General features: G+C 71.3%; 23 protein-coding genes and 1 pseudogene. 17 read left to right on the top strand and 7 right to left on the bottom strand.

What is annotated here, in order from left to right:
- The first annotated feature begins 67 nt into the window (after window positions 1-67).
- The 6 genes from AB0230_RS05705 (at window position 68) to AB0230_RS05680 (ending at window position 6973) form a co-directional block, all read left to right on the top strand.
- Window positions 68-1591 (top strand): mannitol dehydrogenase family protein, encoded by a 1524-nt coding sequence (locus AB0230_RS05705; protein WP_366374466.1) that lies wholly within the window; start codon window positions 68-70, stop codon window positions 1589-1591.
- Between the two features lie 75 nt (window positions 1592-1666).
- Window positions 1667-2671, top strand: a complete 1005-nt coding sequence (locus tag AB0230_RS05700) for an L-idonate 5-dehydrogenase (RefSeq protein WP_366374464.1) — start codon at window positions 1667-1669, stop codon at window positions 2669-2671.
- Window positions 2672-2715: 44 nt separating this feature from the next.
- Complete coding sequence (locus tag AB0230_RS05695) at window positions 2716-4116, top strand: MFS transporter (RefSeq protein WP_315993828.1); 1401 nt, start codon at window positions 2716-2718, stop codon at window positions 4114-4116.
- A gap of 88 nt (window positions 4117-4204) precedes the next feature.
- The gene (gene manD, locus AB0230_RS05690) at window positions 4205-5431 is read left to right on the top strand and encodes a D-mannonate dehydratase ManD (protein WP_315993827.1); all 1227 of its coding nucleotides are present in this window, start codon (window positions 4205-4207) and stop codon (window positions 5429-5431) included.
- A complete protein-coding gene (locus AB0230_RS05685) occupies window positions 5421-6044 on the top strand; it encodes a bifunctional 4-hydroxy-2-oxoglutarate aldolase/2-dehydro-3-deoxy-phosphogluconate aldolase (protein WP_315993826.1) in 624 nt (207 codons plus the stop codon). Before manD ends, AB0230_RS05685 begins: the two co-directional genes overlap by 11 nt.
- On the top strand, window positions 6041-6973 hold the full coding sequence (locus tag AB0230_RS05680) for a sugar kinase (RefSeq protein ID WP_366374461.1): 933 nt from the start codon (window positions 6041-6043) through the stop codon (window positions 6971-6973). Before AB0230_RS05685 ends, AB0230_RS05680 begins: the two co-directional genes overlap by 4 nt.
- 125 nt (window positions 6974-7098) lie before the next feature.
- On the opposite strand, the gene purD is transcribed toward AB0230_RS05680, so the two are convergent.
- Window positions 7099-8370, bottom strand: a complete 1272-nt coding sequence (gene purD / locus AB0230_RS05675) for a phosphoribosylamine--glycine ligase (RefSeq protein WP_366374459.1) — start codon at window positions 8368-8370, stop codon at window positions 7099-7101.
- Between the two features lie 258 nt (window positions 8371-8628).
- Here purD and AB0230_RS05670 point away from each other — a divergent pair, with 258 nt between their 5' ends.
- Window positions 8629-8985: a sterol carrier family protein gene (locus AB0230_RS05670; RefSeq protein WP_076673345.1), complete on the top strand. Its 357-nt coding sequence runs from the start codon at window positions 8629-8631 to the stop codon at window positions 8983-8985.
- A 102-nt stretch (window positions 8986-9087) separates the two neighbouring features.
- Window positions 9088-9423, top strand: coding sequence for a potassium transporter Trk (locus AB0230_RS05665; protein WP_363387572.1), 336 nt, complete (start codon window positions 9088-9090; stop codon window positions 9421-9423).
- 3 nt (window positions 9424-9426) lie between these two features.
- Here the strand turns inward: AB0230_RS05665 and AB0230_RS05660 are convergent, their stop codons facing one another.
- Window positions 9427-10038, bottom strand: a complete 612-nt coding sequence (locus tag AB0230_RS05660; RefSeq protein WP_366374456.1) for a zinc-binding alcohol dehydrogenase — start codon at window positions 10036-10038, stop codon at window positions 9427-9429.
- Window positions 10039-10130: 92 nt separating this feature from the next.
- Here AB0230_RS05660 and purM point away from each other — a divergent pair, with 92 nt between their 5' ends.
- From purM to AB0230_RS05645, 3 genes are read left to right on the top strand one after another with little or no spacing between them, the layout of a single operon-like run.
- A complete protein-coding gene (gene purM / locus AB0230_RS05655; protein ID WP_315993821.1) occupies window positions 10131-11273 on the top strand; it encodes a phosphoribosylformylglycinamidine cyclo-ligase in 1143 nt (380 codons plus the stop codon).
- A 6-nt stretch (window positions 11274-11279) separates the two neighbouring features.
- Window positions 11280-12755, top strand: coding sequence for an amidophosphoribosyltransferase (gene purF, locus AB0230_RS05650; protein ID WP_315993820.1), 1476 nt, complete (start codon window positions 11280-11282; stop codon window positions 12753-12755).
- Complete coding sequence (locus AB0230_RS05645) at window positions 12752-13972, top strand: MFS transporter (protein WP_363387566.1); 1221 nt, start codon at window positions 12752-12754, stop codon at window positions 13970-13972. The genes purF and AB0230_RS05645 overlap by 4 nt, the downstream gene beginning before the upstream one ends.
- Window positions 13973-14122: 150 nt before the next feature.
- Here the strand turns inward: AB0230_RS05645 and AB0230_RS05640 are convergent, their stop codons facing one another.
- On the bottom strand, window positions 14123-14305 hold the full coding sequence (locus AB0230_RS05640; RefSeq protein ID WP_116537293.1) for a DUF3073 family protein: 183 nt from the start codon (window positions 14303-14305) through the stop codon (window positions 14123-14125).
- Between the two features lie 178 nt (window positions 14306-14483).
- On the opposite strand from AB0230_RS05640, the gene AB0230_RS05635 reads away from it, so the two are divergent.
- Complete coding sequence (locus AB0230_RS05635) at window positions 14484-14999, top strand: universal stress protein (protein WP_315993818.1); 516 nt, start codon at window positions 14484-14486, stop codon at window positions 14997-14999.
- 4 nt (window positions 15000-15003) lie between these two features.
- Here AB0230_RS05635 and AB0230_RS05630 read toward each other — a convergent pair whose 3' ends face one another.
- From AB0230_RS05630 to AB0230_RS05620, 3 genes are all read right to left on the bottom strand, one after another.
- A complete protein-coding gene (locus tag AB0230_RS05630) occupies window positions 15004-15609 on the bottom strand; it encodes a PadR family transcriptional regulator (protein ID WP_315993817.1) in 606 nt (201 codons plus the stop codon).
- On the bottom strand, window positions 15609-16454 hold the full coding sequence (locus AB0230_RS05625; RefSeq protein ID WP_363387561.1) for a DUF4097 family beta strand repeat-containing protein: 846 nt from the start codon (window positions 16452-16454) through the stop codon (window positions 15609-15611). Before AB0230_RS05625 ends, AB0230_RS05630 begins: the two co-directional genes overlap by 1 nt.
- 361 nt (window positions 16455-16815) lie before the next feature.
- On the bottom strand, window positions 16816-16980 hold the full coding sequence (locus AB0230_RS05620) for a hypothetical protein (protein WP_298870623.1): 165 nt from the start codon (window positions 16978-16980) through the stop codon (window positions 16816-16818).
- Window positions 16981-17217: 237 nt separating this feature from the next.
- Here AB0230_RS05620 and AB0230_RS05615 point away from each other — a divergent pair, with 237 nt between their 5' ends.
- The 5 genes from AB0230_RS05615 to AB0230_RS05595 all read left to right on the top strand — a co-directional run bounded on the left by AB0230_RS05615 (window position 17218) and on the right by AB0230_RS05595 (window position 22611).
- Window positions 17218-17487 (top strand): Rho termination factor N-terminal domain-containing protein, encoded by a 270-nt coding sequence (locus AB0230_RS05615; RefSeq protein ID WP_315993815.1) that lies wholly within the window; start codon window positions 17218-17220, stop codon window positions 17485-17487.
- 5 nt (window positions 17488-17492) lie between these two features.
- Window positions 17493-18458: a DNA topoisomerase IB gene (locus AB0230_RS05610; RefSeq protein ID WP_315993814.1), complete on the top strand. Its 966-nt coding sequence runs from the start codon at window positions 17493-17495 to the stop codon at window positions 18456-18458.
- A 169-nt stretch (window positions 18459-18627) separates the two neighbouring features.
- Window positions 18628-18990: a CrcB family protein gene (locus tag AB0230_RS05605; RefSeq protein ID WP_366374528.1), complete on the top strand. Its 363-nt coding sequence runs from the start codon at window positions 18628-18630 to the stop codon at window positions 18988-18990.
- The gene (gene crcB, locus AB0230_RS05600) at window positions 18987-19352 is read left to right on the top strand and encodes a fluoride efflux transporter CrcB (RefSeq protein ID WP_315993813.1); all 366 of its coding nucleotides are present in this window, start codon (window positions 18987-18989) and stop codon (window positions 19350-19352) included. Before AB0230_RS05605 ends, crcB begins: the two co-directional genes overlap by 4 nt.
- 82 nt (window positions 19353-19434) lie before the next feature.
- Window positions 19435-22611 carry an efflux RND transporter permease subunit gene (locus AB0230_RS05595; RefSeq protein ID WP_366374450.1) on the top strand — a complete coding sequence of 1059 codons (3177 nt, stop codon included), beginning with the start codon at window positions 19435-19437 and terminating at the stop codon, window positions 22609-22611.
- A 593-nt stretch (window positions 22612-23204) separates the two neighbouring features.
- On the opposite strand, the pseudogene AB0230_RS05590 reads toward AB0230_RS05595, so the two are convergent.
- Window positions 23205-23828, bottom strand: a pseudogene (locus AB0230_RS05590) (DUF998 domain-containing protein); the annotation flags it as partial.
- Window positions 23829-23974: the final 146 nt, after the last annotated feature.

Raw genomic sequence — 23974 nt, 5'->3', positions numbered from 1 at the left:
TCCCATCATCGTGCATGGTTCCATGAAAACGGTTGACAAGTTTGTACAAACAACGCACACTGCTTGTATGCCGATCATCGACGATCCCTCCGGACCGACCGCGAGCCTGCACCGCGGCGCGCGGACGTCCGTCGCCTCTTCTCCCGCCCCGAAAGCCGCCGGCATCCTGCATCTCGGTCTCGGCAGCTTCCACCGGGCCCACCAGGCGGTCTACACCGCTGCGGCCCTCCGCGCCGAGGGCGGGGACTGGGGCATCGTCGGCGTGGCCTCCCGCTCGCGCCGGGTCGTCGACGCGCTGCACGCCCAGGACCACCTCTACGCCGTCGCCACGGTCTCGCCCGAGGCGACGACACTCGACATCCCCGGCGTCCACACCGATTCGTACGTCGCCGCCGCCGATCCGGCCCGAGTGGTCGCCGACCTCTCCGACCCCCGCATCCGGATCGTGACGCTGACGGTGACCGAGAACGGCTACAGCTTCTCGCCCTCGACGCAGCACCTCGACGTGACCGATCCGCGCGTGCAGGCCGACCTCCGCGGCGGCGCACCCATGTCCACCATCGGCCAGCTCGCCCGAGGCCTGCAGGCGCGGGCCTCCGCCGGCGGGGCGCCCCTCTCGATCCTGAGCTGCGACAACCTGCTCTCGAACGGCTCGCACACAGAGAAGCTCGTCCGCGAGTTCCTCCAGGAGCTCCCGGATGCCGAGGGCAGCGACGTCCTGACCTACCTCGACCGTGCCGTGACGTTCCCCTCGAGCATGGTCGACCGCATCGTCCCCTCAACCACCGCCGAGCTGACCGACCGCGTCGCCGGACTCCTCGGCGTGCGCGACGAGGTCCCCGTCCCGGCCGAGCCTTTCACCATGTGGGCCATCGAGGACCGCTTCGCCGGCGGTCGACCCGCTTGGGAGGCCGGAGGCGCCGTGTTCACCGACGAGGTCGGCGCGTACGAGCAGCTCAAGGTGCGCCTGCTCAACGGCACGCACTCGCTCATCGCCTACCTCGGCGCTCTGCGGGGGGTTCCGACGATCCCGGATGCCATCGCCCTGGCCGACATCGAAGCCGCCGCCGCGGCGGTCCTGCGCGGCGAATACGAGCCGTCGGTCACCGCTCCGGCCGGGGTGGACATCGAGCAGTACGAGCGCGACCTGTTCGCCCGGTGGGGGAACAGCGCGCTGGGGCACCGCACGAGTCAGGTGGGCTCCGACGGATCGGTGAAGCTCGGGCAGCGCATCCCGGGGCCGATCGCCCACGCCCTCGACCGCGGGGAGTTCCCGCACCTCATCGCGCTCACGGTCGCCGCCTACCTCGCCTGCGTCGCCCCGCCGGCCGGCTTCGACCCCGGCCCGCACGCCGAGGCGATGACCGACCCCGCGCGCGAACGGCTCACCGCGGTCCCGACGCGCGACGGGCGCGACCTCGCGCACCGCGCCATCGTCGACCTGCGGCTGTTCGGCGACGACGTCGCCCATCGGACGGCCTTCGTCGACCGGGTCGGCGACCTCGTCGACACCATCGTGCGGCGCGGCGTCGAGAGCGCGATCGCCGACAGCCTCGCGGCGGCCGGCAGCCTGGCGCACCCCGCGACCTGACCCCACCCCCGGTGCTCCCCGAGCGCCCCACCACCCCGGCGCTCCCGAAGCGCGAGACGACAGGAAAGAGACGCGATGAAGCTCCTCGCGATCCACGGCGCGGAAGACATCCGCTGGGAAGACCGCCCGACGCCCGAGCCGGGCGAGGGCGAAGTGCGCCTGCGGGTGCGCTACGTCGGCATCTGCGGGTCGGACCTGCACTACTACTTCCACGGCAAGAACGGCGAGTACGCCGTGCGCGAGCCCCTCACCCCGGGCCACGAGCTCTCCGCAGAGGTCGACCTCGACCCCTCCGGGCGCCTCGCGCCGGGGACCCCGGTCACCGTGCACCCTGCACGGTTCGGGCCGGAGGTCACCGGCCTCGAGGACCGCCCGCACCTGCGCGCCGGAGGCGACTACCTCGGCAGCGCCGCGGGCTTTCCGCACCGCCAGGGCGGGGCCGCCGAGATGCTCCTCGTCGAGGAGCACATGATCCGCGTCCTCCCCCCGGGGCTGTCCCTCGAGCGCGCCGCGCTCGCCGAGCCCCTCGCCGTCGCCATCCACGCCGTGGGCCTCGCGGGAGATCTGACCGGTAAGCGCGCTCTCGTCATCGGCGCCGGGCCCATCGGCCTGCTCGTCGTCGCCGCGGCCGGGAACGCGGGCGCCGCGATCGTGGGCGCCGGCGATGTCCGGCCCGAGCCTCTGGATCGGGCGCGCGCTCTCGGCGCGACCGAGACCTTCCTCGTGGGCACCGACGCGATCGCCCCCGAGTCGTTCGACGTCGTCTTCGAGTGCTCGGGAGTCGGCGTCGCCCTCACGCAGGCCGTTCGCGCGACCCGCCGCGCCGGCACCGTCGTGCAGGTCGGCATGCTCCCCGACGCCGAGATCGGGGTGAACCTCGCCCCGATGCTCGCGAAGGAGGTCACTCTGCGCGGCGCGTTCCGCTTCTCGACCGAGATCGACGACGCGATCGCCCTGCTGGCATCCACCGACGCCCTCGACGCGGTCGTCTCGCACGTCCTCCCCGCGACCGACGCGGTGGCCGCGTTCGCCACGGCGCGCGACTCCTCGGCCTCCGCCAAGGTCCTCCTCTCCCTCTGACCCGCTTAACCGAACGATCATCATCACTACGAAGGAGTAATCCGATGAGCAGCTCTTCCGCCCCCGGCGTCGACGCGTCGTCGTCGACGCCCGTCGCCAAGCGGTCCGTGGGCGACCTCGCCCGCGCGGCCGTCTCGGGCTGGCTCGGCACCGCGCTGGAGTTCATGGACTTCCAGCTCTACTCGCTGGCCGCCGCCCTGGTCTTCAGCCAGATCTTCTTCGCCGGGGGCGACGCCGCGATGGCGGTCGTGCTGGCGATGGCCACCTACGGCGTGGGCTACGTGGCCCGCCCGGTCGGCGCGTTCTTCTTCGCCCGCATCGGCGACAAGATCGGTCGCAAGCAGGTGCTGTTCTACACGATCCTGCTCATGGGGGCCGCGACGACGCTGATCGGCGTGCTACCCACGTACGAGCAGGTCGGCATCCTCGCCCCGATCCTCCTCGTCATCCTCCGCCTGGCCCAGGGCTTCGGCGCGGGCGCCGAGATCTCGGGGGCGGGCGTCATGCTCGCCGAGTACGCCCCCGACAACCGTCGCGGCGTCGTGGCCTCGCTGGTCGCCCTGGGCACGAACTGCGGCACGCTGTTCGCCTCGGGCATCTGGGCGATCCTGCTCGCCGTGATGATGGAGAGCGACGTCATCGCGTGGGGGTGGCGCATCCCCTTCATCGGCAGCGCGATCATCATGCTCTTCGCCCTGTGGGTGCGCTTCAACCTCAAGGAGAGCCCGGTCTTCGAGGAGCGCACCGATGTCGTCGACGGCAAGGCGCTCTCGCGCGCCGAGCTGCAGAAGGTCGCCACCGAGACCAACGACATCCGCACGCTCGAGTCGCTGCAGAAGAAGCCCCTCAAGGCCGTGCTCGTGTCGTTCTTCCTCCGCTTCGGCCAGGCCGGCAACTCCGGCATCGTGCAGACCTACCTGATCTCGTTCATCACGATCACCCTCGCCATCTCGAAGGAGGTCGGCCCCGAGATCGTCATCGTCTCGTCGCTGATCGGCTTCGTCACCATCCCCGTGGTCGGCTTCCTCGGCGACAGGTTCGGCCGCCGCCGCATGTACATCGTCATGTCGGCGCTGTCGCTGCTGCTGATCGTCCCGACCCTGCTGCTGATCAACTCGCGCGAAGTGGGTGCGATCTTCGTCGGCTACGCGCTGATCCACAACATCTCGGTGCTGGGTCTGGCGTCCATGGAGAACATCTCGATCCCCGAGATCTTCGGTGCCCGCAACCGCTACACCCTCACCGCCGTCGTCCGCGAGATCGCCGCCATCATCGCCACCGGTATCGGCCCCGTCGTCGCCGCCGCGTGGGTGGCCGCCGCCACGGGCAGCATCGTCCCGATCATGGTGCTCATGGGGGTCTTCACCGCCTCGGCCCTGGTCGCCGCGATCGTCGCCCCCGAGTGGACCGGTCGCGACCTGACCGACCCGCGCGCCGCGATGTGACCGCGGGGCGCGACGCCCCGCACCCCGGGCGGGCTCGTGACGGCGAGCCCGCCCGGCATCCCTCTTCCCTCCTCGAGAAAGACCCCGCATGAGCATCGAATCCGTCGACGTCATCGTCACCAGCCCCGGCCGCAACTTCGTCACCCTGAAGGTCACCACCAGCGACGGCGTCGTCGGATGGGGGGATGCCACCCTCAACGGCCGCGAGCTGTCGGTGGCGTCGTACCTCTCCGACCACCTCGCCTCGATGCTCATCGGGCGCGACGAGGACCGCATCGAGGACACCTGGCAGTACCTCTACCGCGGCGCGTACTGGCGCCGCGGACCCGTGACCATGGCCGCGATCGCCGCGGTCGACATGGCGCTGTGGGACATCAAGGCCAAGAAGGCCGGGATGCCGCTCTACCAGCTGCTCGGAGGCGCGAGCCGCGACGGCGTGCGCGTCTACGCCCACGCCTCGGGCACCGACTTCGCCGCGCTTTCGAACGCGATCACCGGCTACCGCGAACTCGGCTTCACCGCCGTGCGTGTGCAGACGGGCGTCCCCGGCCTCGGCCAGATCTACGGCGTCTCGGCCGCGGGCCCGGGCGTGCGCTACGACTACGAGCCGGCCAAGCGCTCCGGCGACCGCCCCGCCGAGGAGACCTGGGACACCCGCCAGTACCTCAACCACATGCCCGGGGTGTTCGCGAAGATCCGCGAGGAGTTCGGCACCGACCTGCGCCTCCTCCACGACGGTCACCACCGCATGTCGCCGATCGAGGCCGCCCGCTTCGCGAAGGACGTCGAGCCCTACGACCTCTTCTGGCTCGAGGACGCCACCCCCGGCGAGGACCAAACGGCGCTGCGCCTCATCCGTCAGCACTCGACGACCCCGCTCGCGATCGGCGAGGTCTTCAACACCGTGTACGACTACCAGACGCTGATCACCGAGCGCCTGATCGACTACGTGCGCTCGGCCGTGACCCACACCGGCGGCATCACCGCGATGAAGAAGCTCCTCGACTTCGCCGCGATCTACGGCATCCGCTCCGGCATCCACGGCCCCACCGACATCTCGCCCGTCGGAATGGCCGCGGCCCTGCACCTGGATCTGGCGATCCACAACTTCGGCATCCAGGAGTACATGCCGCACAACGAGCAGACGCTCGAGGTGTTCCAGACCTCGTTCACCTTCGACAAGGGCTTCCTGCACCCCGGCGACCAGCCCGGTCTTGGCGTCGAGCTCGACGAAGAGGCCGCCGGCGCGTTCGAGTACACGAAGGCGTACCTGCCCGTGAACCGCCTCCTCGACGGGACCGTCCATGACTGGTGAGCTCCCCTCCCGCACCGTCGCCTCGAAGCTCGTCGTCGTCGCCCGGGCGTCCGCCGCGTCGGATTACGTGCCGGTGCTCGCCGCTCTCGCCGAGGCGGGCGTGCAGAGCGTCGAGCTGACGCTCACGACGCCGGGCACCTTCGACGCCTTCGCCGACCTGCGCTCGTCGTTCGACGGCGACCTCGGCATCGGCACGGTCACGAACCTCGATCAGCTCGAGCGCGCGATCGCCGTCGGCGCCGACTACGTCGTCACCCCCATCACCTCGACCGCCCTCGTCGAGCGCGCGGTCGCCGCCGGCATGCCGATCGTCCCGGGTGGTCTCACCCCCACCGAGCTGTTCGCCTCGTGGTCGGCGGGCGCCTCGGCGGTGAAGGTCTTCCCGGCCGGACAGGTCGGCCCGGGGTACCTGAAGGACCTGCGCGGACCGTTCCCCGACATCGCCGTCGTCCCCTCCGGGGGAGTGGATGCCGACTCCGCGGCCGCGTGGCTCGCCGCGGGCGCCGTGGCCGTCAGCGTCGGCGGCCCGCTCCTCGGCGATGCGTTCCGAGGCGGCGACCTCGGCGCGCTCCGCGACCGGGCGAGGCGGTTCGTGGAGGTGTGCGCGTCGTGACGCGCGTCGTCACCCTCGGCGAGACCATGGCGCTCGCCCGCACGACCGAGATCGGCTCGCTCCGGCACGCGTCGGGGCTCGTGCTCGGCATCGGTGGGGCCGAGAGCAACGTCGCGGTCGGGCTGCGGCGCCTCGGCGTCGATGCGTCGTGGCTCGGTCGGGTCGGTGACGACCCCCTGGGCGAGCGGATCGCGCGCGAGCTGCGCGGGGAGGGCGTCGACGTCCACGCTCTCGTCGATGCCGGAGCGCCCACGGGCCTGATGATCAAGGAGCGTCCGTCCGCGGCATCCGCCGCCGTGCACTACTACCGCCGCGGCTCGGCGGGGTCCCGCGTGAGTGCCGCCGATGTGCCCGACGGGTGGGTCGAAGAGGCGGCGCTGCTGCACGTGACGGGCATCACGCCGTTGCTGTCCGACACCGCCCGCGCCACCGTGCTCGCGGTCGTCGAGCGGGCCCGCGACGCGGGCGTGCCGGTGAGCTTCGACATCAACTACCGTTCGGCGCTCGCCGCCCCCGAGATCGCGGGGCCGCTGCTGCGCGAGATCGCGGAGCACGCGACCCTCGTCTTCGGCGGCGTCGAGGAGCTCGAGCTGCTGGGGCCGGATGCCACCGCCTCGCTCCTCGCGGAAGGGGTCGCACAGGTGGTCGTCAAGCGCGGCCCCGAGGGGGCCGCCGTCTTCACTCCCGACGGCGTGACCGAGGCTCCGGGCTTCCTGATCGAGCCGCTCGACACCGTCGGCGCGGGAGACGCCTTCGTGGCCGGCTATCTCAGCGCCTGGCTCGAGGAGCGGTCGGGCGCGGACGCCCTCGTCCGGGGCAATGCCTGCGGGGCGATGGCCTGTCTCGTGCCCGGCGACTGGGAGGCGGCCCCGACGCGGCGCAACCTCGAGCGCTTCCTCGTCGGCGGTGGGGATCCGGTGCGGCGCTGAGCGTGACAGTCGCGCCGCACTGAGCGGTCCGCGGCCGATCGGTGCGCGGCGGGTGCGGGGCGCCGGGGATGCGGTCGTGTCGGGATGCGATCGAGGCGGCGGAGGTGTGGCCTCCTCGCCCGCTGTCAGTCCTGAGCGACCCTCGCCGCGATGTCGGTGCGGAACTGCCCGCCCTCCAGGCCGATGCGCTCGAGCCCCGCGTAGGCGGCCTCGCGCGCCTCGGAGAAGGTCGTGCCGGTCGCGACGACGGAGAGCACGCGTCCGCCCGTCGCGATCAGCTCGCCGTCGCGGTCGGCCGTGGCCGCGTGCGCGACGTGCACGCCGTCGACTTCCTCGGCCTCGTCGATCCCGGTCAGCACGCGGCCGGTGATCGGCGCTTCGGGGTAGCCCTCGCTCGCGAGCACGACGGTGACGGCGGTGGCCTCGGCGAACGCCGGGCGGGGCTCGTCCTCGAGCGTGCCGGATGCCGCGGCCAGCAGCAGCCGCGACAGCGGGTCGACAAGGCGCGGCAGCACGACCTGCGTCTCGGGGTCGCCGAAGCGGGCGTTGAACTCGATGACCTTGACGCCCTGCTCGGTGAGGATGAGTCCGGCGTAGAGGAGCCCGATGAACGGGGTGCCCTCGGCATCCATCTGCCGGATCACGGGCTCGGCGATCACGCGCGTGACGTGGTCGACGAAGGAGTCCTCGTCGCCGAAGCGGTCCGACAACCAGGGCAGCGGCGAATACGCGCCCATGCCGCCGGTGTTCGGGCCCTCATCGCCGTCGCGCAGGCGCTTGAAGTCCTGCGCGGGGCTGAGGGGGGCGACGTGATCGCCGTCGCTGAGGAAGAAGAGCGAGACCTCGGGCCCGGAGAGGAACTCCTCGACGAGCACGGCACCGGTGGGCAGGTACGTCTCGGCGTGGGCGATCGCGGCGGCGCGGTCACTCGTCACGATCACGCCCTTGCCCGCGGCGAGGCCGTCGGCCTTGACCACGTAAGGCGCCCCGTACGCGTCGAGGGCGGCCTCGACGGAGGCGAGGTCGTGCGCGCGCGCCGAGCGTCCGGTGGGCACGCCCGCGGCATCCATGATGCGCTTGGCGTAGGTCTTGGATCCCTCGAGCTGCGCTGCGGCCTTGCCCGGACCGAAGACCGGGATGCCGTGTGCGCGCAGCGGATCCGCCACGCCCGCGACGAGCGGGGCCTCGGGTCCGACGACGACGAGGTCGATGGCCTCGTCCTTCGCGAAGGTCAGCACCGCGGTGGGGTCGAGGGGGTCGAGGCCGACCAGGTGCGCCTCGCGCGCGATGCCGGCGTTGCCCGGCGCGGCGAAGATCGCGTGCGAAGCCTCTTCGGAGCGCAGGGCGAGGATGATGGCGTGCTCGCGCGCGCCCGAACCGAGGACCAGGATTCTCACGCGGCCAGCCTACCGAGCGGCGGGCGTCGGCTCCGGCGAGGGTTCGCGGGCGCAGACTGCGTGATGCGCGCGACCTCGGTCGGCAAGGGCGCGGGGGGAGCTGAGTTCGCGCAGATCGCCGACGTCATGCGGGGAGCCTCGCCGGAACCGCCGCGCCCCGATCGCAGTGCCCCTGCCCGCCCCCTTGGGTCGTCCCGCCGCTCCGCCCGTGGCGTCGCCCATGGCCCGCCCCCGTCGCCCCCGAGTAGCGTGGATGCCATGCCTCCCCGCCGTATCGAGACCGGAGACGGACGCGCCGCGCTCGCCGCCGTGGCCGCCGGAGACGCTCCCCGCCCGGCGACCGCCACCGCGGTGCGCTACCTGCTGCAGCTGCTGGCGGAGAAGGCGCCGGGCAACTCCGTCGAGATGCGCGTACCGCCCTTCGGCGCCGTGCAGGTGATCGAGGGCCCGCGCCACACCCGCGGCACTCCGCCCAACGTCGTCGAGACCGATGCCGCGACCTGGATCGCCGTCGCCACCGGCGAGGAGCACTGGACGGATGCCGTCACCGCCGGCCGCATCGTGGCATCCGGGGTGCGCGCCGACCTGAGCGCGCTGCTTCCCCTGCGGCCGTAGGCCCTCGGCCTCCATCCCTGCCCTCTCCGTCCGGCCCGCCGCCGGTGCCTCGACGCCGAAGAACCCGACCCGCTCGCGGCGCAGCGGTGGGAGAATGTGCCTATGTCCGACCAACCCGCTCCCGAACGACCGGTGTACGTCCGCGACGACATCGAGACCGTCACGGTGCGCCGCGCCCCCAAGTACGGCGTCTTCCTGGCCGCGGGTGCCTTCCTCGGCATCCTCGTCGCCCTCATCCTCACGGTCGCCATCGACGGCAGCGACGTGAGCCCCTACACGCAGGTCGTGTACTCCGAGATGCAGGTCTTCGGCTTCACGGCGCTCATCTGCGTCGTGGCGGGAGTGGCGGTCGCCGCGATCGTCGCGCTCGTCTTCGAGCGCGCCCTCGGCGCACGCACCCGCCAGGTGACCGTCGACCACGAGCAGTTCGAGGTCTGACCCTCACGCCAGTTCGGCGATGATCGGGTGGATCGCGGTGTCGAACGCGACCACGTCGCTGCGCAGACCGTCGGTCACCGCGACGGTGAGCGAACCGATCCACCACACGCCCCGCTGAGCCAGCGGCAGCACCTGCACGTTCAGCTCGAACGAGTGCGCCCGGCGGCCGACGACGCGTTCGTGCGCCGCGATCGCGCTCGCGTACGCGCGATACGACACCCCGGGGCGAGCCGCGGATTCCCGCGCGTAGCGATCGTGGGCGAGTCGGGCGAAGTCGACGGCGTCGTCCGCGTGCCGGGCGATGGCCCTGCGCAGCACATCGGCGCCCTCCACCGGCAGGGCGACGAGGGTGTCGAAACCATCGACCAGTTCGAGCGGCACCGGCGAGGGGTGCGCCTGCGGTTCCACCGTCAGCGCCCAATAGCTCCGCCACTCGCGCTCGAGCTGCTGCTGGGCGGCATCCGCCCGCTCGTCGATCATCGGCGAGGGAACGCGTCGGAGTGCGGGCAGCTCCTCCGGAGAGCGGATGCCGAGCGCCTGTCGCAGATAGAGCGCGACGAGCACCGGCTGAGCCGCGTCTTCGCGGATCACCCATTCCGGCTGGCCGCCCGTCATGGCGCCATTGTAGGGAGGCGCGGAGGCGGGTGGGGCGGGCCTTGCGTCGAGCTCCGAACACCCGCGCGTGTCACCCCGGGTAGTCTGTTGCGGTGGCCTCCGCTCCCCACGAAAACCCGTACTCCGCCGCAGGCGTCGATACCGCCGCCGGAGATCTCGCCGTCGAACTGATGAAGTCCGCTGTGCGTCGCACGCACGGCCCCGAGGTGCTCGGGGGCGTGGGCGGCTTCGCCGGTCTCTTCGACGCCTCCGCGCTGCGCGACTACGCCAAGCCGCTGCTCGCGACCAGCACCGACGGCGTCGGTACCAAGGTCGCGATCGCGCAGGCGATCGACAAGCACGACACGATCGGCGAAGACCTCGTCGGCATGGTCGTCGACGACATCGTCGTGGTCGGTGCGCGTCCGCTGTTCATGACCGACTACATCGCGTGCGGCAAGGTTGTGCCGCAGCGCATCGCCGACATCGTCGCGGGCATCGCGCGCGGCTGCGCCATGACGGGCACCGCGCTCGTCGGCGGCGAGACCGCGGAGCACCCCGGTCTGCTCGGCGTCGACGACTACGACGTCGCGGGAGCCGCGACCGGCGTGGTCGAGGCCGACCGCGTCCTCGGCGCCGACCGCGTCAAGAGCGGCGACGTCGTGCTGGCCCTCGCCTCGAGCGGCCTGCACTCCAACGGCTACTCGCTCGTGCGTCACATCATCACGGGCGCCGGCATCGCCTACGGCTCGGCTTCGGCGGAACTCGGCGCGACCTGGGGCGAAGCGCTCCTCGAGCCCACGCGCCTGTACACCTCGCCGCTGCTGCGTCTGCTCGACGACGCGGCGGTCGGCTCCGGCATCCACTCGCTCAGCCACGTCACCGGCGGCGGCATCGCCGCGAACCTCGCGCGCGTGCTGCCGCAGAACACGTGGGTCGACGTGGATCGTTCGACGTGGAGCCCGTCGCCCGTGTTCCGCGTGCTCGCCGACATCGGCGGACTCGACCTCACCGCGACCGAGGGCACCTGGAACCTCGGCATCGGCTTCCTCGCCGTCGTGGCGCCCGAGATCGCCGATGCCGCGACCGCGGCGCTCACTGCCGACGGCATCGCCACCTGGCAGGTCGGAGTCGTCCGCGACGACCAGCGCCCCGAGGGCGACTACGAACAGGGCGCGAAGGGCGTCGACGGCGGCGCCGTCCGTCTCGTCGGAACCTACGCGGATGCCGGTCACCCGGCGAACGGAGCGAAGTAACACCCCATGTGCGGCATCGTCGGCATGGCCGGGCAGGGCCCGGTCAACCAGGAGATCTACGACGCGCTCCTCCTCCTCCAGCACCGGGGACAGGACTCCACGGGCATGGCCACGGCCGAGTCCAGCGGCGTGTTCCACATCCACAAGGCCCGCGGCCAGGTGCGCGAAGCGTTCCGCACGCGCGACATGCGCGCCCTCCTCGGCGACATCGGCCTCGGGCACGTGCGCTACGCGACCAAGGGCACGGCATCCAACGAAGAAGAGGCGCAGCCCTTCTACGTCAACGCCCCCTACGGCATCGTGCTCGTGCACAACGGCAACCTGACGAACACGCGCGAGCTGACGACCGAGCTCTTCCACAAGGACCGTCGTCACCTCAACACCAGCAGCGACACGGAGCTGCTCGTCAACATCCTCGGCTCCGAGCTGCAGTCCGAGATCACCGGACCCGACCTCGACCCCGCGCAGGTCTTCCGCGCGGTCGGTCGCGTGCACGAGCGCGTCGAGGGCTCCTACGCCTCGATCGCGCTCATCGCCGGCTACGGGCTGCTCGCGTTCCGCGACCCGTTCGGCATCCGTCCGCTCATCCTCGGCAAGCGTCCCGCGGCGCAGGTGCCCGGCGGTGAGCCGCGCGACGAATGGATCGTGGCATCCGAATCCCTCGTGCTCGAGAACGGCGGCTTCGAGGTCGTCCGCGACGTCGAGCCGGGTGAGGCCGTCTTCATCACCCTCGACGGCACCCTGCACGCCCAGCAGTGCGCCGAGAAGACGATGCTCGCGCCGTGCTCCTTCGAGTACGTCTACCTCGCGCGCCCCGACTCGGTCATGAACGGCGTCTCGGTGTACGAGACCCGCCTGCGCATGGGGGAGCGGCTCGCCGACACGGTCGCCAAGTACACTCCCGCGGGCGCCATCGATGTGGTCATGCCCATCCCCGATTCGGCACGTCCGGCGGCGATGCAGGTGGCCCGAAAGCTCGGCATCGAGTACCGCGAGGGCTTCTACAAGAACCGCTACGTCGGCCGCACGTTCATCATGCCCGGGCAGGCGGTGCGCAAGAAGAGCGTGCGCCAGAAGCTCAACGCGATGTCGACGGAGTTCCAGGGCAAGAACGTCCTCCTCGTCGACGACTCGATCGTGCGCGGTACCACCAGCCGCGAGATCATCCAGATGGCTCGGGATGCCGGGGCCAAGAGCGTCACGTTCGCCTCGGCCGCACCTCCCGTGCGCTACCCCCACGTCTACGGCATCAACATGCCCTCGCGTCACGAGCTCGTCGCGCACGGGCGCACGATCCCGGAGATCGCCGAGGAGCTCGGCTGCGACTACCTGGTGTACCAGGAGGTCGAGGACCTGAAGGCCGCCATCATGGAGGGCACCGACCTGGTCGACCTCGACATGAGCTGCTTCGACGGGCGCTACGTCACGGGCACCGTGTCGGAGGAGTACCTCGCCTGGGTCGAGGGCAGTCAGGAGTCTTGACCCCGGCGAGAGCGGCGGGAACGCTCGCACTGGCCGCTTCGGCCATCGTGCTGCTCGCGTTGACGCTGCGCATCGCCGTCGCGTCGTTGTCGCCACTGCTGCTGATCATCGGCCGCGATTTCGCGCTCCCGGCCGCGGTGGTCGGTCTCATCGGCATGGCCCCTCCCGTGGCGTTCGCGCTCGCCGGCATGGTCGCGCCCGCCATCGAGCGCCGCCTCGGTCTCGAGCGCAGCGTGCTCATCGCCGCCGTCGTCGCGGCGGTCATGCTCGGCCTCCGGGCGGCCGTGGTCGACGCGTGGACGCTCCTCGCCGCCACGGCGGGGGTGTTCGCGGCGGTCGGCGTGGCCAACGTGCTGATCCCCGCGGTCGTGAAGAAGTACTTCCCCGAGCGCATCGGCCTGATGACCACCGTGTACACGACCACGATGGCGGTCGCGACCTTCACGCCACCGCTGGTCGCGGTCCCGCTGGCCGACGCTGTCGGGTGGCGCGGATCCTTCGCCGTCTGGGCCGTCGTGGCGCTCGCGGCCGTGGTGCCCTGGATCGCGATGAGCCTGCGGGCGCGGGCCTCCCGCGCCGACATGGTGGAAGAGCCCCGCACCTCGGTGCTGTCGCGCGTGGTGCGCGTGCCGCAGACGTGGGCGCTCGTCGTCACGTTCGCGGTGAACTCCTCGATCGCCTACGGCCTGTTCGCCTGGCTCCCGCCCCTGCTGATCGATGTGGCGGGGGTGGATGCCGCCACGGCCGGCGGTCTGCTGGCGCTGTTCGCCTTCATGGGGTTGCCGGTGTCGCTCGTCGTTCCCCTGCTCGTTCAGCGCATCGGTCGGACGACGCCGTTCTACGCGGCGGCCGTGATCTCGGGTCTGCTCGGGGCGGGCGGCCTGCTTCTCGCCCCGACGGCGGCGACCGTGCTGTGGGTGGTGCTGATCGGCATCCCGCCCCTGCTCTTCCCGATGGTGCTCGTGCTCTTCGGGCTGCGCACGCGTGCGCACGAGACGGCGGTCGCCCTGAGCGGTCTCGTGCAGAGCGTCGGCTACGGCCTGGCGGCGCTGATGCCGCTCGCGATCGGCCTGACCCACGAGATCACCGGCGGGTGGACCGCGGCCCTCGTGCTGCTCGGGCTGGCGGTCGCGTGCGCCGTGCCGGCGGGCATCGTCGTCGCGCGGCGCGAGAGCATCGAGGACGCGTGGGAGCGCCGCACCGGGCGCACCTGGTGACGGACGCCACCGGGCGTGGTCATCGAGAGGTGCACGTGCGAACGGCGGTGACGATGTCGTCACCGCCGTTCAGCGTCGAGGGTCGGCGAATCGCGTTGTCGCTCACCCGACGCTGAGGCGTCGGCGCGTGAACGAAACGAGCGGAAGGCGTCAGGCCTTCTCGTCTTCGTATTCGTCGGAGTACTGGTCGGCCCACTTGTCGACGTACGCGTCTTCACCCGCCGCGGGTGCGCCGAGCTCGCGCTCGAGCGCCGAGTAGTTCACCGAGTAGGTGTCGTACTTCAGCTCACGGGCGATCTTGGTGTTCTTCGCCTTCTGACGGCCACGCCCCATGCGAGACCCCCTCACGATCGACGTCGAGGGCCGCATTGCGGGCCCTGCGTATTGCGGTTCCGGACCGAGCCGGTAAGAGTAACAGCCAGGATATCACGGCGCATTCCGGCCCAGCCGTCCGGCCCGAGAGGGCGCGGATGGCGGGCGGCTCGGCGCCGGTGTGGCGAGAGGAGCAGGCATGACCGAACAGTCCCGTTCGCACGGCGCCGCGGGAGCGGTGATCGCCGGAGTGGTTCCCGGGCAGTCGCCGCGGGTCGTGCGGGAGGCGGCCCGCTACGCGGCGCTCGCGGGAGCGCCCCTCGTGGTCGTGCACGTCGACACGACCCGGTTCGTCGCGTTCGAAGACCCCGACGGCTACGTGCACTCCTCCACGGTCGATGTGGCGGGTGCGGCGTCGAAGGCGGCGCTCGAGGAGGTGCGCCGCGCGGCCACCGAGGCCCTGGCCGGCGACGACGTGAGCTGGAGCGTGCAGCAGGAGATCGGTGACCCCGCGCTCGCGCTGATCCATCTCGCCGACCAGCTCGAGGCCTCTCTCCTCGTCGTCGGCACGCGCAAGCGCGGGCTGGGCGAGTCGCTGCGGGAGTTCCTCACCGGATCCGTCGCGGCTCGGCTCACGCATCGTCAGCGCCGACCGGTGCTCGTCGTCCCCGTGGGCGAGCCGGCCGGCGCCGACGATCAGCTGCCGTGGGAGTGACGCCCTAGCTCCGCAGGGCGTGCGCGACGGCGTCCGACGCCCGTTGCAGCGCCTCTTCGATCCCGTCGACCCCGGATGCCGAGAGCTCGCCGCCCCGGGCGACGTGCGCGCGGAGCTCCGAGCGCACGCGTCCGCGGAACTCCGTGATCGCCGCGTCGGCGCGCGACAGCTGCTCACGGCTGCGCGAGCGGGCGTCGTCGGCGGGAGTCGTCTGCGCCTGTTCGCGTTCCTCGCGGGAGGCGGCGGCGAGGTCGGCGCGCAGGCTGCGCATCGCGTCGCGGACGCTTCCGCGCACCTCGTCGGCGATGAGCCGGACGCTGTCGGCGAGTCCGGCCTGGATGCCCTCCAGGTCGCCGGAGCGCTCGGCGACCTCGGCGCGTCCGGCATCGGTGATCTCGTAGACGGTCTTGCGGCCGTCGACGGTCTTGGTCACCAGCCCCTCTTCCTCGAGCTTCGACAGGCGCGGGTAGATCGTGCCGGCGGAGGGCGAGTAGGTGCCGCCCGTGCGCTCGGACAGGGCCTGCATGAGGTCGTAACCATGGCGGGGGGCCTCGTCGAGCAGGCTGAGGATGTACAGGCGCAGATCGCCGTGGGAGAAGACGGGGCTCATCACCACTCCTCCTCTCCGGCGAGCTCCTCGGGGCGCAGGCCCGAGATGCCGCGGCGCAGCACCGTGATCTCGCCTGAGACGGTGTTGGCCCGGACGTCGACGAAGCTCCCCGCGAGGGTGCCGGTCGATCCCGAATAGGTGGTGGGGCCCTTGCCCGAGCGCACGATGCCGTCGATCTGCACGCGGCCGCTCACCGAGCGCGAGACGTAGTTCGCCGGGAGCGACCGATCGAGCCGGATGGTCGCGGTGCCGCTGACGGAGTTGAGCGAGATGGACTGGGTGTGACCGCTGGAGTCGACGAGCATCGCCCCCGAGACGGTGTCGATCGAGGCCTTCGTGATGCGGCCGGTGGCGGCGACGTCGCCCGAGACGCTGTTGGCGCTGAGCGCGCCGTCGAGCTCGCGCACCTGCAGGTCACCGGAGACGGCGTTCAGGTCGACGTCGCCCTCGATGCCGTCGACGATGATGTCGCCCGAGACGGTGTTCAGGCGCACGTCGCTGCGCAGGCCCGCGACCAGGGCGCTCGCGCTGACGACGCCGAGCGTGAGGGCGACGGTGCGCGGCACGGCGACGCTGATCTCGGCTTTGGGGCCGCCGGCACCGAAATTACGGAAGACCTCGAGGAAGTTGTCCCACCGCAGCTGGGGGTGGTCGATCTCGAGACGGCCGTCGACCATCTCGATGCGGAGGTCTTTGACGGTGACGCCGTGCACCTCGATGCGGGCGTCGGTCTCGTCATGGGCGATCACGTCGACCTGCCCGCCGACGAGGCCGATCTTCAGTTCGCGCAGGGCCGCGACGTCGATGACGCGCGTCTCGCCCGGATGGACGATCCATTTCTCCATGGTCTGGTCTCCTCACTCGCGATATATCGCGTTGGGTCGAGTATCGCGATATATCGCGTTCGAGTCAACCCCTGCCGCGTGGGCGGTGGCGGCGTCCGGTGGTTTCGACGGGCTCGGCCACCTCTCGGTGCAGATGGTGGCGTCCGGAGGCTTCGACGGGCTCAGCCACCCGCGCGGGCGTGGCGCTCGGACTCGCCTTTCGCTCCGCGCCGCTCCGGAGTTCCCTGAGCCTGTCGAAGGGACCGGGACCCCCGGAAACGACGGATGCCACGCCCTCGGTGAGGACGTGGCATCCGGGGCGGGAAGACCCGCCGGGAGTCGAGGGCGACGCGCACCCGAAACGCGTCGCTCCTCGATGAGGTCAGACGGGCTTGCGTCCGCTGATGAGACGGAACAGCAGCACGATGAGGGCGATGAGGCCGACGATGATGGCGATCCACAGCAGGAAGTTGGCCGCCTGGCCCAGTCCGCTGAAGATGGCGATGACGATCGCGGCGACGATGATGATGATGAGGAAGATGTTCATGGGGGGCTCCTTCTTCCCCGCGCGATGGCGCGGGACCTGGCGAGTAGGTCCATCCGCTGCGCTCCGCGCGAACGCCGCACGCACCGGATGATCGGTATCCACCGTGCCACCGGTGAGGGGCGCTGTCGGTGGGGTTGACGCTGCGCGAAACCGGCTGGTAGCCGCGTGGTTGTCAACCCCGCGGACGCCGCGACGGGCGCGCCCGTAGCGTCGGATCCTCGACGGAAGGAGACGGCCATGCCCCAGGGGCGAGGATCCAACAGCCTGAAGGACCCCGAACTGTACGAGGAGTTGCGCGCGCAGGGCGACTCGAAGGAGAAGGCGGCCCGCATCTCGAACGCCGCCGCCGCGCAGGGACGCGACAGCATCGGTGAAAAGGGCGGCCACGCCGAGAACTACGAGGACCGCACCGTCGACGAGCTGAAGAAGCGCGCGAAGGAACTCGGCATCACCGGCTACTCCGGCAAGAAGAAGGCGGAGCTGATCGACATGCTCCGCTCGCACTGACGCGCATGGCGCGACTGATCCGCGTCCGGCCCTACGAGGATCCGGGGTATCGCCGGGTGCGCTCGGGGTCGGGGTTCCGCTTCGTCGATCACACCGGGGCGGCCGTTCCCGACCGCGACGCCGAGCGCGCGCGCGGTCTCGTCATCCCGCCCGCGTGGCGCGAGGTGTGGATCGCGCGAGAGCCCAACGCCCACATCCAGGCGGTCGGCACAGACGAGGCCGGGCGGCGCCAGTACACGTATCACGCCGACTGGTCGAAGCGTCAGGACAAGGGCAAGTTCTCCCGTGCCCTGCAACTCGCTGAAGCCCTCCCGCGCGCTCGCGCTCGCGTGACGCAGTCGCTGCGGCGCAGCGACATCGATCGGGAACGCGTGCTGGCGGTGTCGTTCCGCCTGCTCGACCTGGTCGCGCCCCGCGTCGGCAACGCGCGCTACTTCGTCACGAACGGCAGCCGAGGGCTCACCACCCTCCAGCGCAGGGATGCCACGGTCGAGGGTGATCTCGTCCGGCTGTCGTTCCCGGCGAAGAGCGGCAAGCGCGCCGATCTGCGCGTGCACGACGCCGAACTGGCATCCCTCATCGGAGAACTCGCGCTGGGGCGACCGCGAGCGGCGCTGCTGAGCTACAAGCGCGGACGGCGACGCGTTCCCCTCACGCCGGGCGACGTCAACGCGTACGTGCGCTCCCTCACCGGAGGACCCTTCAGCGCGAAGGACTTCCGCACGCTCCGCGGCACGATCATGGCCGCCGAATCGCTCGCGAAGGTGGGAGCCGTCGGCGGCAAGAACGAACGCAAGAAGGCCGAGGTCGCCGCTGTCCGCGCGACGGCGGAGGCGCTCGGCAACACCCCCGCCGTGGCGCGGTCGAGCTACATCGATCCGCGCGTCTTCTCGCTGTACCGCAAGGGCCGCACGATGGAGTTGGGCGGATCGAAGGATGCCGCGATCAGACGCCTGATCCTCGGGGAGTGACGACGGCACGCGTGCCCGCACCGGTCGTCGAGCGTCTCCGGGACACCCGGACGCCGCGGAGGATCGGCCGGGTACCGTGGGCGCTCGACGACGGTGAGCGGGCCGGACGTGAGCGAACGCCGGCGGGCGCCGGGGGAACGCGGCGGCGGCGTAGGGTGGCGCGGTGAGCATGTGGCGTGACGCGGTCCTCGTCGCGGTGGGCGGTGCCATCGGCACGGCCGTGCGCGTGGGACTCACCCTCGGTCTCGGCGACGACCTGGGTTCCGCCCTCGTGCCGATCATCAACGTCGTGGGGGCGTTCGCGATCGGCATCCTGTTCGGATGGCGGGCCCGGATGCCGGAGTCCTCGCGCGCGCAGCGCGTGCAGCTCTTCATCGGCACGGGGGTGCTGGGCGGGTTCACCACCTACAGTGCGCTCGCCGTGGAGTCGGCCGACCTCGCGCTGCTGTGGTGGGGAGTGGCGACGGTCATCGTCGGCACCGCGGCCGCCTGGGGCGGCGTGCTGCTCGGGCGCGGGGGGCGCGCACGATGACGCCCCTGGTCTTCGTCGCGGTCGCCTTCGCCGGCGGCGTCGGCGCGGCGCTGCGATACCTGCTCGACGTCACGATCCGCCGCCGCACGGGCGAGCGGTTCCCGTGGGGCATCCTCGTCGTCAATCTGACCGGCGCGCTGGCGCTCGGCATCCTGAGTCCGCTCCCGGCGGACGAGGCGTGGCGCTGGATCCTCGGCACGGGGCTGCTCGGGGGGTACACGACCTTCAGTGCGGTCGCGGTGACCACCGCCCTGCTCGCCGAAGAGGGGCGTACGCGGGCCGCGGTGTCGTACGCCCTGCTGTCGTTCGTCGGGTCGGTGCTCGCCGCCGCCCTCGGCCTCACGGTGGGTTCGCTGCTCTGAGCCGCGCCGGGCCGCGGAGGGGCATGGGATACTGGCCTCTCGATACACCCCTGTATCGAATCGTGATCCCGGAGGGTCCTTCGTGTCGTACCTGGCCGTTCTGAGCCTGAAGAACCGTGCCCTCATCGCCCTCGTCACGATCGTCGCGGCGATCTTCGGCGGCCTCGCACTGACGAGCCTCAAGCAGGAGCTCATCCCCTCGATCGAGTTCCCCCAGCTCGCGATCGTCACGACGTACCCGGGCGCCTCCCCCGAGGTGGTCGAGGCCGACGTGTCGACGCCCGTCGAGAACGCGATCCGCGGGGTCGAGGGTCTCGAGTCCACCACCGCGACCAGCACGACGAACTCCTCGATCGTGTCGGCGTCGTTCACCTACGGCACCGATCTCGCCGCGGCGCAGCAGAAGATCCTGGCCGCGATCGCGCGCATCAACGATCAGCTGCCCGAGTCGGCCGACACCACGGTCGCCTCCGCCAGCATCGACGACTTCCCCGTGATCCAGCTCGCGGTCACCGGCTTCACCGACGCGCAAGCCACGCAGTCGATCCTGCAGAGCAGCGTCATCCCCGATCTCGAAGACGTCGACGGCGTCAACGGCGCCCAGATCGTCGGCGGCACCGGCCAGCGCGTCACCATCACCCCCGACACGACGAAGCTCGGCGACCGCGGCTTCAGTCAGCAGGCGATCACCGACGCCCTCGACGCGAACGGCGTGCTCTTCCCCGGCGGCTCGCTGACCGAGGGCGATCAGACGCTCACCGTCCAGACGGGCACCAAGCTCACCAGCGTCGACGAGATCGCCGCCCTTCCGCTCGTGCCGACGGATGCCGCGCAGTTCCAGGCGGGGCAGACGACCATCGGCGACGTGGCGTCCGTCGAGCTGCAGACGGACCCCGTGACCACCCTCTCGCGCGTCGACGGCCAGCCCGCGCTGACCATCGCCGTCACCAAGCTCCCCGCGGCCAACACGGTCGACGTCTCGCGCGGCGTGCTTGCCGCCCTGCCGGGTCTCGAGTCGCAGCTCGGCCAGGGCGCGACCTTCACCGTGGTCTTCGACCAGGCGCCGTTCGTGACGCAGTCGATCGAGGCGCTCGCGCAGGAGGGGCTCCTCGGTCTCGTCTTCGCGGTCGTCGTGATCCTGATCTTCCTCATGTCGGTGCGCTCGACGCTCGTCACCGCGATCTCGATCCCCACGAGTGTGCTCATCACCTTCGTCGGGCTCCAGGCCTTCGGCTACTCGCTGAACATCCTCACGCTCGGCGCCCTCACGATCGCCATCGGCCGCGTCGTCGACGACTCCATCGTCGTCATCGAGAACATCAAGCGGCACTACGTCGGCGACGCGGAGAAGATCCCCACCATCATCCGGGCCGTGCGCGAGGTCGCGGCCGCCATCACGGCATCCACGATCACCTCCGTCGCGGTGTTCCTGCCGATCGCGTTCGTCGGCGACGTCACGGGGGAGCTGTTCCGCCCGTTCTCGCTCACGGTGACGATCGCGATGGCGGCGTCGCTGCTGGTCTCGCTGACGATCGTGCCCGTGCTGGCGTCGTGGTTCCTCAAGCCGGGGAAGGTCGTGCGGGATGCCGAGGGCAACGCCATCGACCCCGAAGCGGCCGACGCGCCCCCCTCGCGTCTGCAGAAGGCCTACGTTCCCGTGCTCAGCTGGACGCTGAAGCACTCGTGGGTGACCCTGGGCCTCGCCGTGCTGGTGCTCGGTGGCACGCTCGCCTCGGTGCCGCTCCTCAAGACGGACTTCCTGGGCGACTCGGGCCAGAACACCTTCACCGTGACGCAGAAGATCGGATCCGCCCCGAGCCTGGATGCCGAGGACGCGGCGGCGCAGAAGGTCGAGGCGGTGCTGCTCGACACCGAGGGCGTGCAGACGGTGCAGACCTCGATCGGCTCCAGTGGTTCGGCGCTGCGCGACGCCTTCTCGGGAGGCGGTTCGGGCATCACCTACTCGATCACCTCGCAGTCGGGCACCGACCAGGTGGAGCTGCGCGAGCGCGTACGCACCGAACTCGAGAAGCTGACGGATGCCGGTGAGATCGAGGTCTCCGCGCAGGGGAGCGGTTTCGGCTCGACCGACATCACGGTCGACGTGACCGCGCCCGACGCGACGACGCTGCAGCAGGCGAACGACGCGGTCGTCGCCGGTCTCGACGGACGCGACGGCATCGGCCAGGTCACCAGCAGCCTGTCGGCCTCGCTGCCGTTCGTGTCGGTGCGCGTCGACCGCGACGCGGCCGCCGAGCGCGGCCTCTCGGAGCAGACCGTTGGCGCCCTCGTGTCGGGCGCCCAGCAGCCGCGCCAGGCGGGCACGGTCGAGCTCGACGGTCGGGGCGTGACGGTCTACCTCGCGACGGCCAACCCGCCCCAGACCATCGACGATCTACGCGCCCTCGAGATCCCCAGCGCCCGGGGCGCCGTGCGCCTCGACGAGATCGCCACCGTCGAGCAGAGCCAGACTCCGCCCTCGATCACCACCGCGCGGGGACTCCGCACGGCATCCGTGACGGTCACCCCCACGACCGACGACCTCGGCAGCTCTTCCGCGAGCGTGAACGCGGCCCTCGCCGACGTGCAGCTGCCCGAGGGAGCCACCGCGAAGGTCGGCGGGGCCGTCACCGACCAGCAGGACGCCTTCGGTCAGCTCGGTCTCGCGCTGCTCGCGGCGATCCTCATCGTGTACGTCGTGATGGTCGCGACGTTCAAGTCGCTGCGCCAGCCCCTCGAACTGCTCGTGTCGGTCCCGTTCGCCGCCACCGGCGCCATCCTGCTGCTGCTGGTGACGGGCGTGCCGCTCGGCGTCGCCGGGATGATCGGGGCGCTCATGCTCGTGGGCATCGTCGTGACGAATGCCATCGTGCTGATCGACCTCGTCAATCAGTACCGTGCGCGCGGGCTGAGCGTCCACGACGCCACGATCGTCGGTGGGGCGCGACGTCTCCGGCCGATCCTCATGACGGCGCTCGCCGCCATCTTCGCCCTGGTGCCGATGGCCCTCGGCATCACGGGCCACGGTGGGTTCATCTCGCAGCCGCTCGCGGTCGTCGTGATCGGCGGCCTCGTGTCGTCGACGTTCCTGACGCTGCTCGTACTGCCGACCCTTTACAACCTCATCGAAGGAGCGAGCGAACGTCGACGGGCGCGGCGTGCCGCGCGCGACGAGGCGTCGTCGCCGTCGACGGGCGCTGCGCCGATCGCGGACGACGGGCACCCGCTGAGCCGACGCGAGCTGCGCGAGAAGCACTGACGGCGCGCGGGCCCGCGGCGGGGCTCGCTCCGCTCGTCACGGCGGTGCGTCCGCGGCGCGGTCCGGCACCCGCCCGCCTGAGCGACGATCGCGGGGCGGGCGGCGGATGCCGCGGGGCCCCGCGCCTCGAGGGGAGCCGAGGCTGTCGCGGCGTCGTCGCGGGCGTTCGCCCGAGTGGCGGTTGCGAGCGACCGCGTCGAGTGGGGGTCGGTCGTGGTCGCTCCCGCGCGGGGGCCGCGTGCCGAGGACGCCGCAGCGGAGCGGAGCCGGTCTGCGCCGACCGAGCGCATCGACGAGGCGCGGTCGATGCGTCCTTCGGCGCGGGCCGCGAGCGATGAGGCGGGGCGGCCGGCGAGGAGGGCGAGGACGCTCATGCGACGAGCGGTACGACCCGGGCCGCTGACGCGCGGGGAGCGGGTGCGCGACACGGACGCGGCGGCGGTCGTCGAGGAGACGACGCCGAGGGAGCCGGCCAGACGGCGGCTGCGCGCGCGGCGACCCGCGAGGTGGGCGCCGGAGCGCGAGGAGTCCGCGTGCGCGGGAGTCACGGCCCGTGAGGCGGCGCCGGCCAGTACATGCGTGAACATTCCCGACCAGGCGAACATCGCGGTGCACGAGATGGTCTCGAACAGAGCGAGATTGATCGTCGCCGAGACGAAGAGGGCGATCGAGACGACCAGCCACACGGTGGCGATCACGGTGCTCACCGCCATCCGCTTGCCGAGGCGGTTGAACATGATCGGCGCGCTGATCAGGAGGGCGAGGAAACCGAGGACCATCGAGCCCGCGACGCGATCGTGGAGGTCTTTGTCGGTGTTCAGCGGAATGCAGCCGACGAGAGCGAGATTGACGCCGACGACATTCAGGCAGATGAATGCCACGGTCGCAGCCCCTCGGCGCACCGGTCCCCGGCCGAGCCGACGGACATCGCGGCGCACGCAGAACGCGAAGACCACGACGATGACCCCGCTGACCTTGAGCGTGGTGTTGAAGAACGCGCTCGAGACGTCGCCGAAGATTCCCAGCTGGCTGAAATGCAGCTGCCACCACAGCGGGTCGCTCGTCGTCGCGATCGCCAGCAGCAGGCCCGTCACGAGCACGGTCAGGGCGGCGGCCCCGACGTGCAGCGACGGGAGAGAGCGCAGACGGCGGGTGAGGCCGGTCAGGTGCGACGTCGACAGGGAGAAGGGGACGGCGGAGCGGAGCGCGCTGCTCATGATGGGGGATCTTTCCTCGTGACGGAACGAGGATCCCCCCACATCGCGAGACCCTCGGCCCCCGTCGGCTCATTCGGGTATGAACCGGGGCGAACCTTGACCCTTTGCCGCCCCCGGCCTTGACGGAAATCCGTCACGACGAATGG

Source organism: Microbacterium sp. NPDC089190, assembly GCF_040701795.1.
Lineage (GTDB): Bacteria > Actinomycetota > Actinomycetes > Actinomycetales > Microbacteriaceae > Microbacterium > Microbacterium galbum.
This window is presented reverse-complemented; position numbering and strand designations above follow the sequence as displayed.

What these genes read in the sequence shown, in the direction of transcription:
- AB0230_RS05705 (WP_366374466.1), top strand. Translation starts at nt 68, where the DNA reads ATGCCGATCATCGACGATCCCTCCGGACCGACCGCGAGCCTGCACCGC.
- AB0230_RS05700 (WP_366374464.1), top strand. Translation starts at nt 1,667, where the DNA reads ATGAAGCTCCTCGCGATCCACGGCGCGGAAGACATCCGCTGGGAAGAC.
- AB0230_RS05695 (WP_315993828.1), top strand. Translation starts at nt 2,716, where the DNA reads ATGAGCAGCTCTTCCGCCCCCGGCGTCGACGCGTCGTCGTCGACGCCC.
- manD (WP_315993827.1), top strand. Translation starts at nt 4,205, where the DNA reads ATGAGCATCGAATCCGTCGACGTCATCGTCACCAGCCCCGGCCGCAAC.
- AB0230_RS05685 (WP_315993826.1), top strand. Translation starts at nt 5,421, where the DNA reads ATGACTGGTGAGCTCCCCTCCCGCACCGTCGCCTCGAAGCTCGTCGTC.
- AB0230_RS05670 (WP_076673345.1), top strand. Translation starts at nt 8,629, where the DNA reads ATGCCTCCCCGCCGTATCGAGACCGGAGACGGACGCGCCGCGCTCGCC.
- AB0230_RS05665 (WP_363387572.1), top strand. Translation starts at nt 9,088, where the DNA reads ATGTCCGACCAACCCGCTCCCGAACGACCGGTGTACGTCCGCGACGAC.
- AB0230_RS05660 (WP_366374456.1), bottom strand. Translation starts at nt 10,038, where the DNA reads ATGACGGGCGGCCAGCCGGAATGGGTGATCCGCGAAGACGCGGCTCAG.
- purF (WP_315993820.1), top strand. Translation starts at nt 11,280, where the DNA reads ATGTGCGGCATCGTCGGCATGGCCGGGCAGGGCCCGGTCAACCAGGAG.
- AB0230_RS05640 (WP_116537293.1), bottom strand. Translation starts at nt 14,305, where the DNA reads ATGGGGCGTGGCCGTCAGAAGGCGAAGAACACCAAGATCGCCCGTGAG.
- AB0230_RS05635 (WP_315993818.1), top strand. Translation starts at nt 14,484, where the DNA reads ATGACCGAACAGTCCCGTTCGCACGGCGCCGCGGGAGCGGTGATCGCC.
- AB0230_RS05630 (WP_315993817.1), bottom strand. Translation starts at nt 15,609, where the DNA reads ATGAGCCCCGTCTTCTCCCACGGCGATCTGCGCCTGTACATCCTCAGC.
- AB0230_RS05625 (WP_363387561.1), bottom strand. Translation starts at nt 16,454, where the DNA reads ATGGAGAAATGGATCGTCCATCCGGGCGAGACGCGCGTCATCGACGTC.
- AB0230_RS05620 (WP_298870623.1), bottom strand. Translation starts at nt 16,980, where the DNA reads ATGAACATCTTCCTCATCATCATCATCGTCGCCGCGATCGTCATCGCC.
- AB0230_RS05615 (WP_315993815.1), top strand. Translation starts at nt 17,218, where the DNA reads ATGCCCCAGGGGCGAGGATCCAACAGCCTGAAGGACCCCGAACTGTAC.
- AB0230_RS05610 (WP_315993814.1), top strand. Translation starts at nt 17,493, where the DNA reads ATGGCGCGACTGATCCGCGTCCGGCCCTACGAGGATCCGGGGTATCGC.
- AB0230_RS05605 (WP_366374528.1), top strand. Translation starts at nt 18,628, where the DNA reads ATGTGGCGTGACGCGGTCCTCGTCGCGGTGGGCGGTGCCATCGGCACG.
- crcB (WP_315993813.1), top strand. Translation starts at nt 18,987, where the DNA reads ATGACGCCCCTGGTCTTCGTCGCGGTCGCCTTCGCCGGCGGCGTCGGC.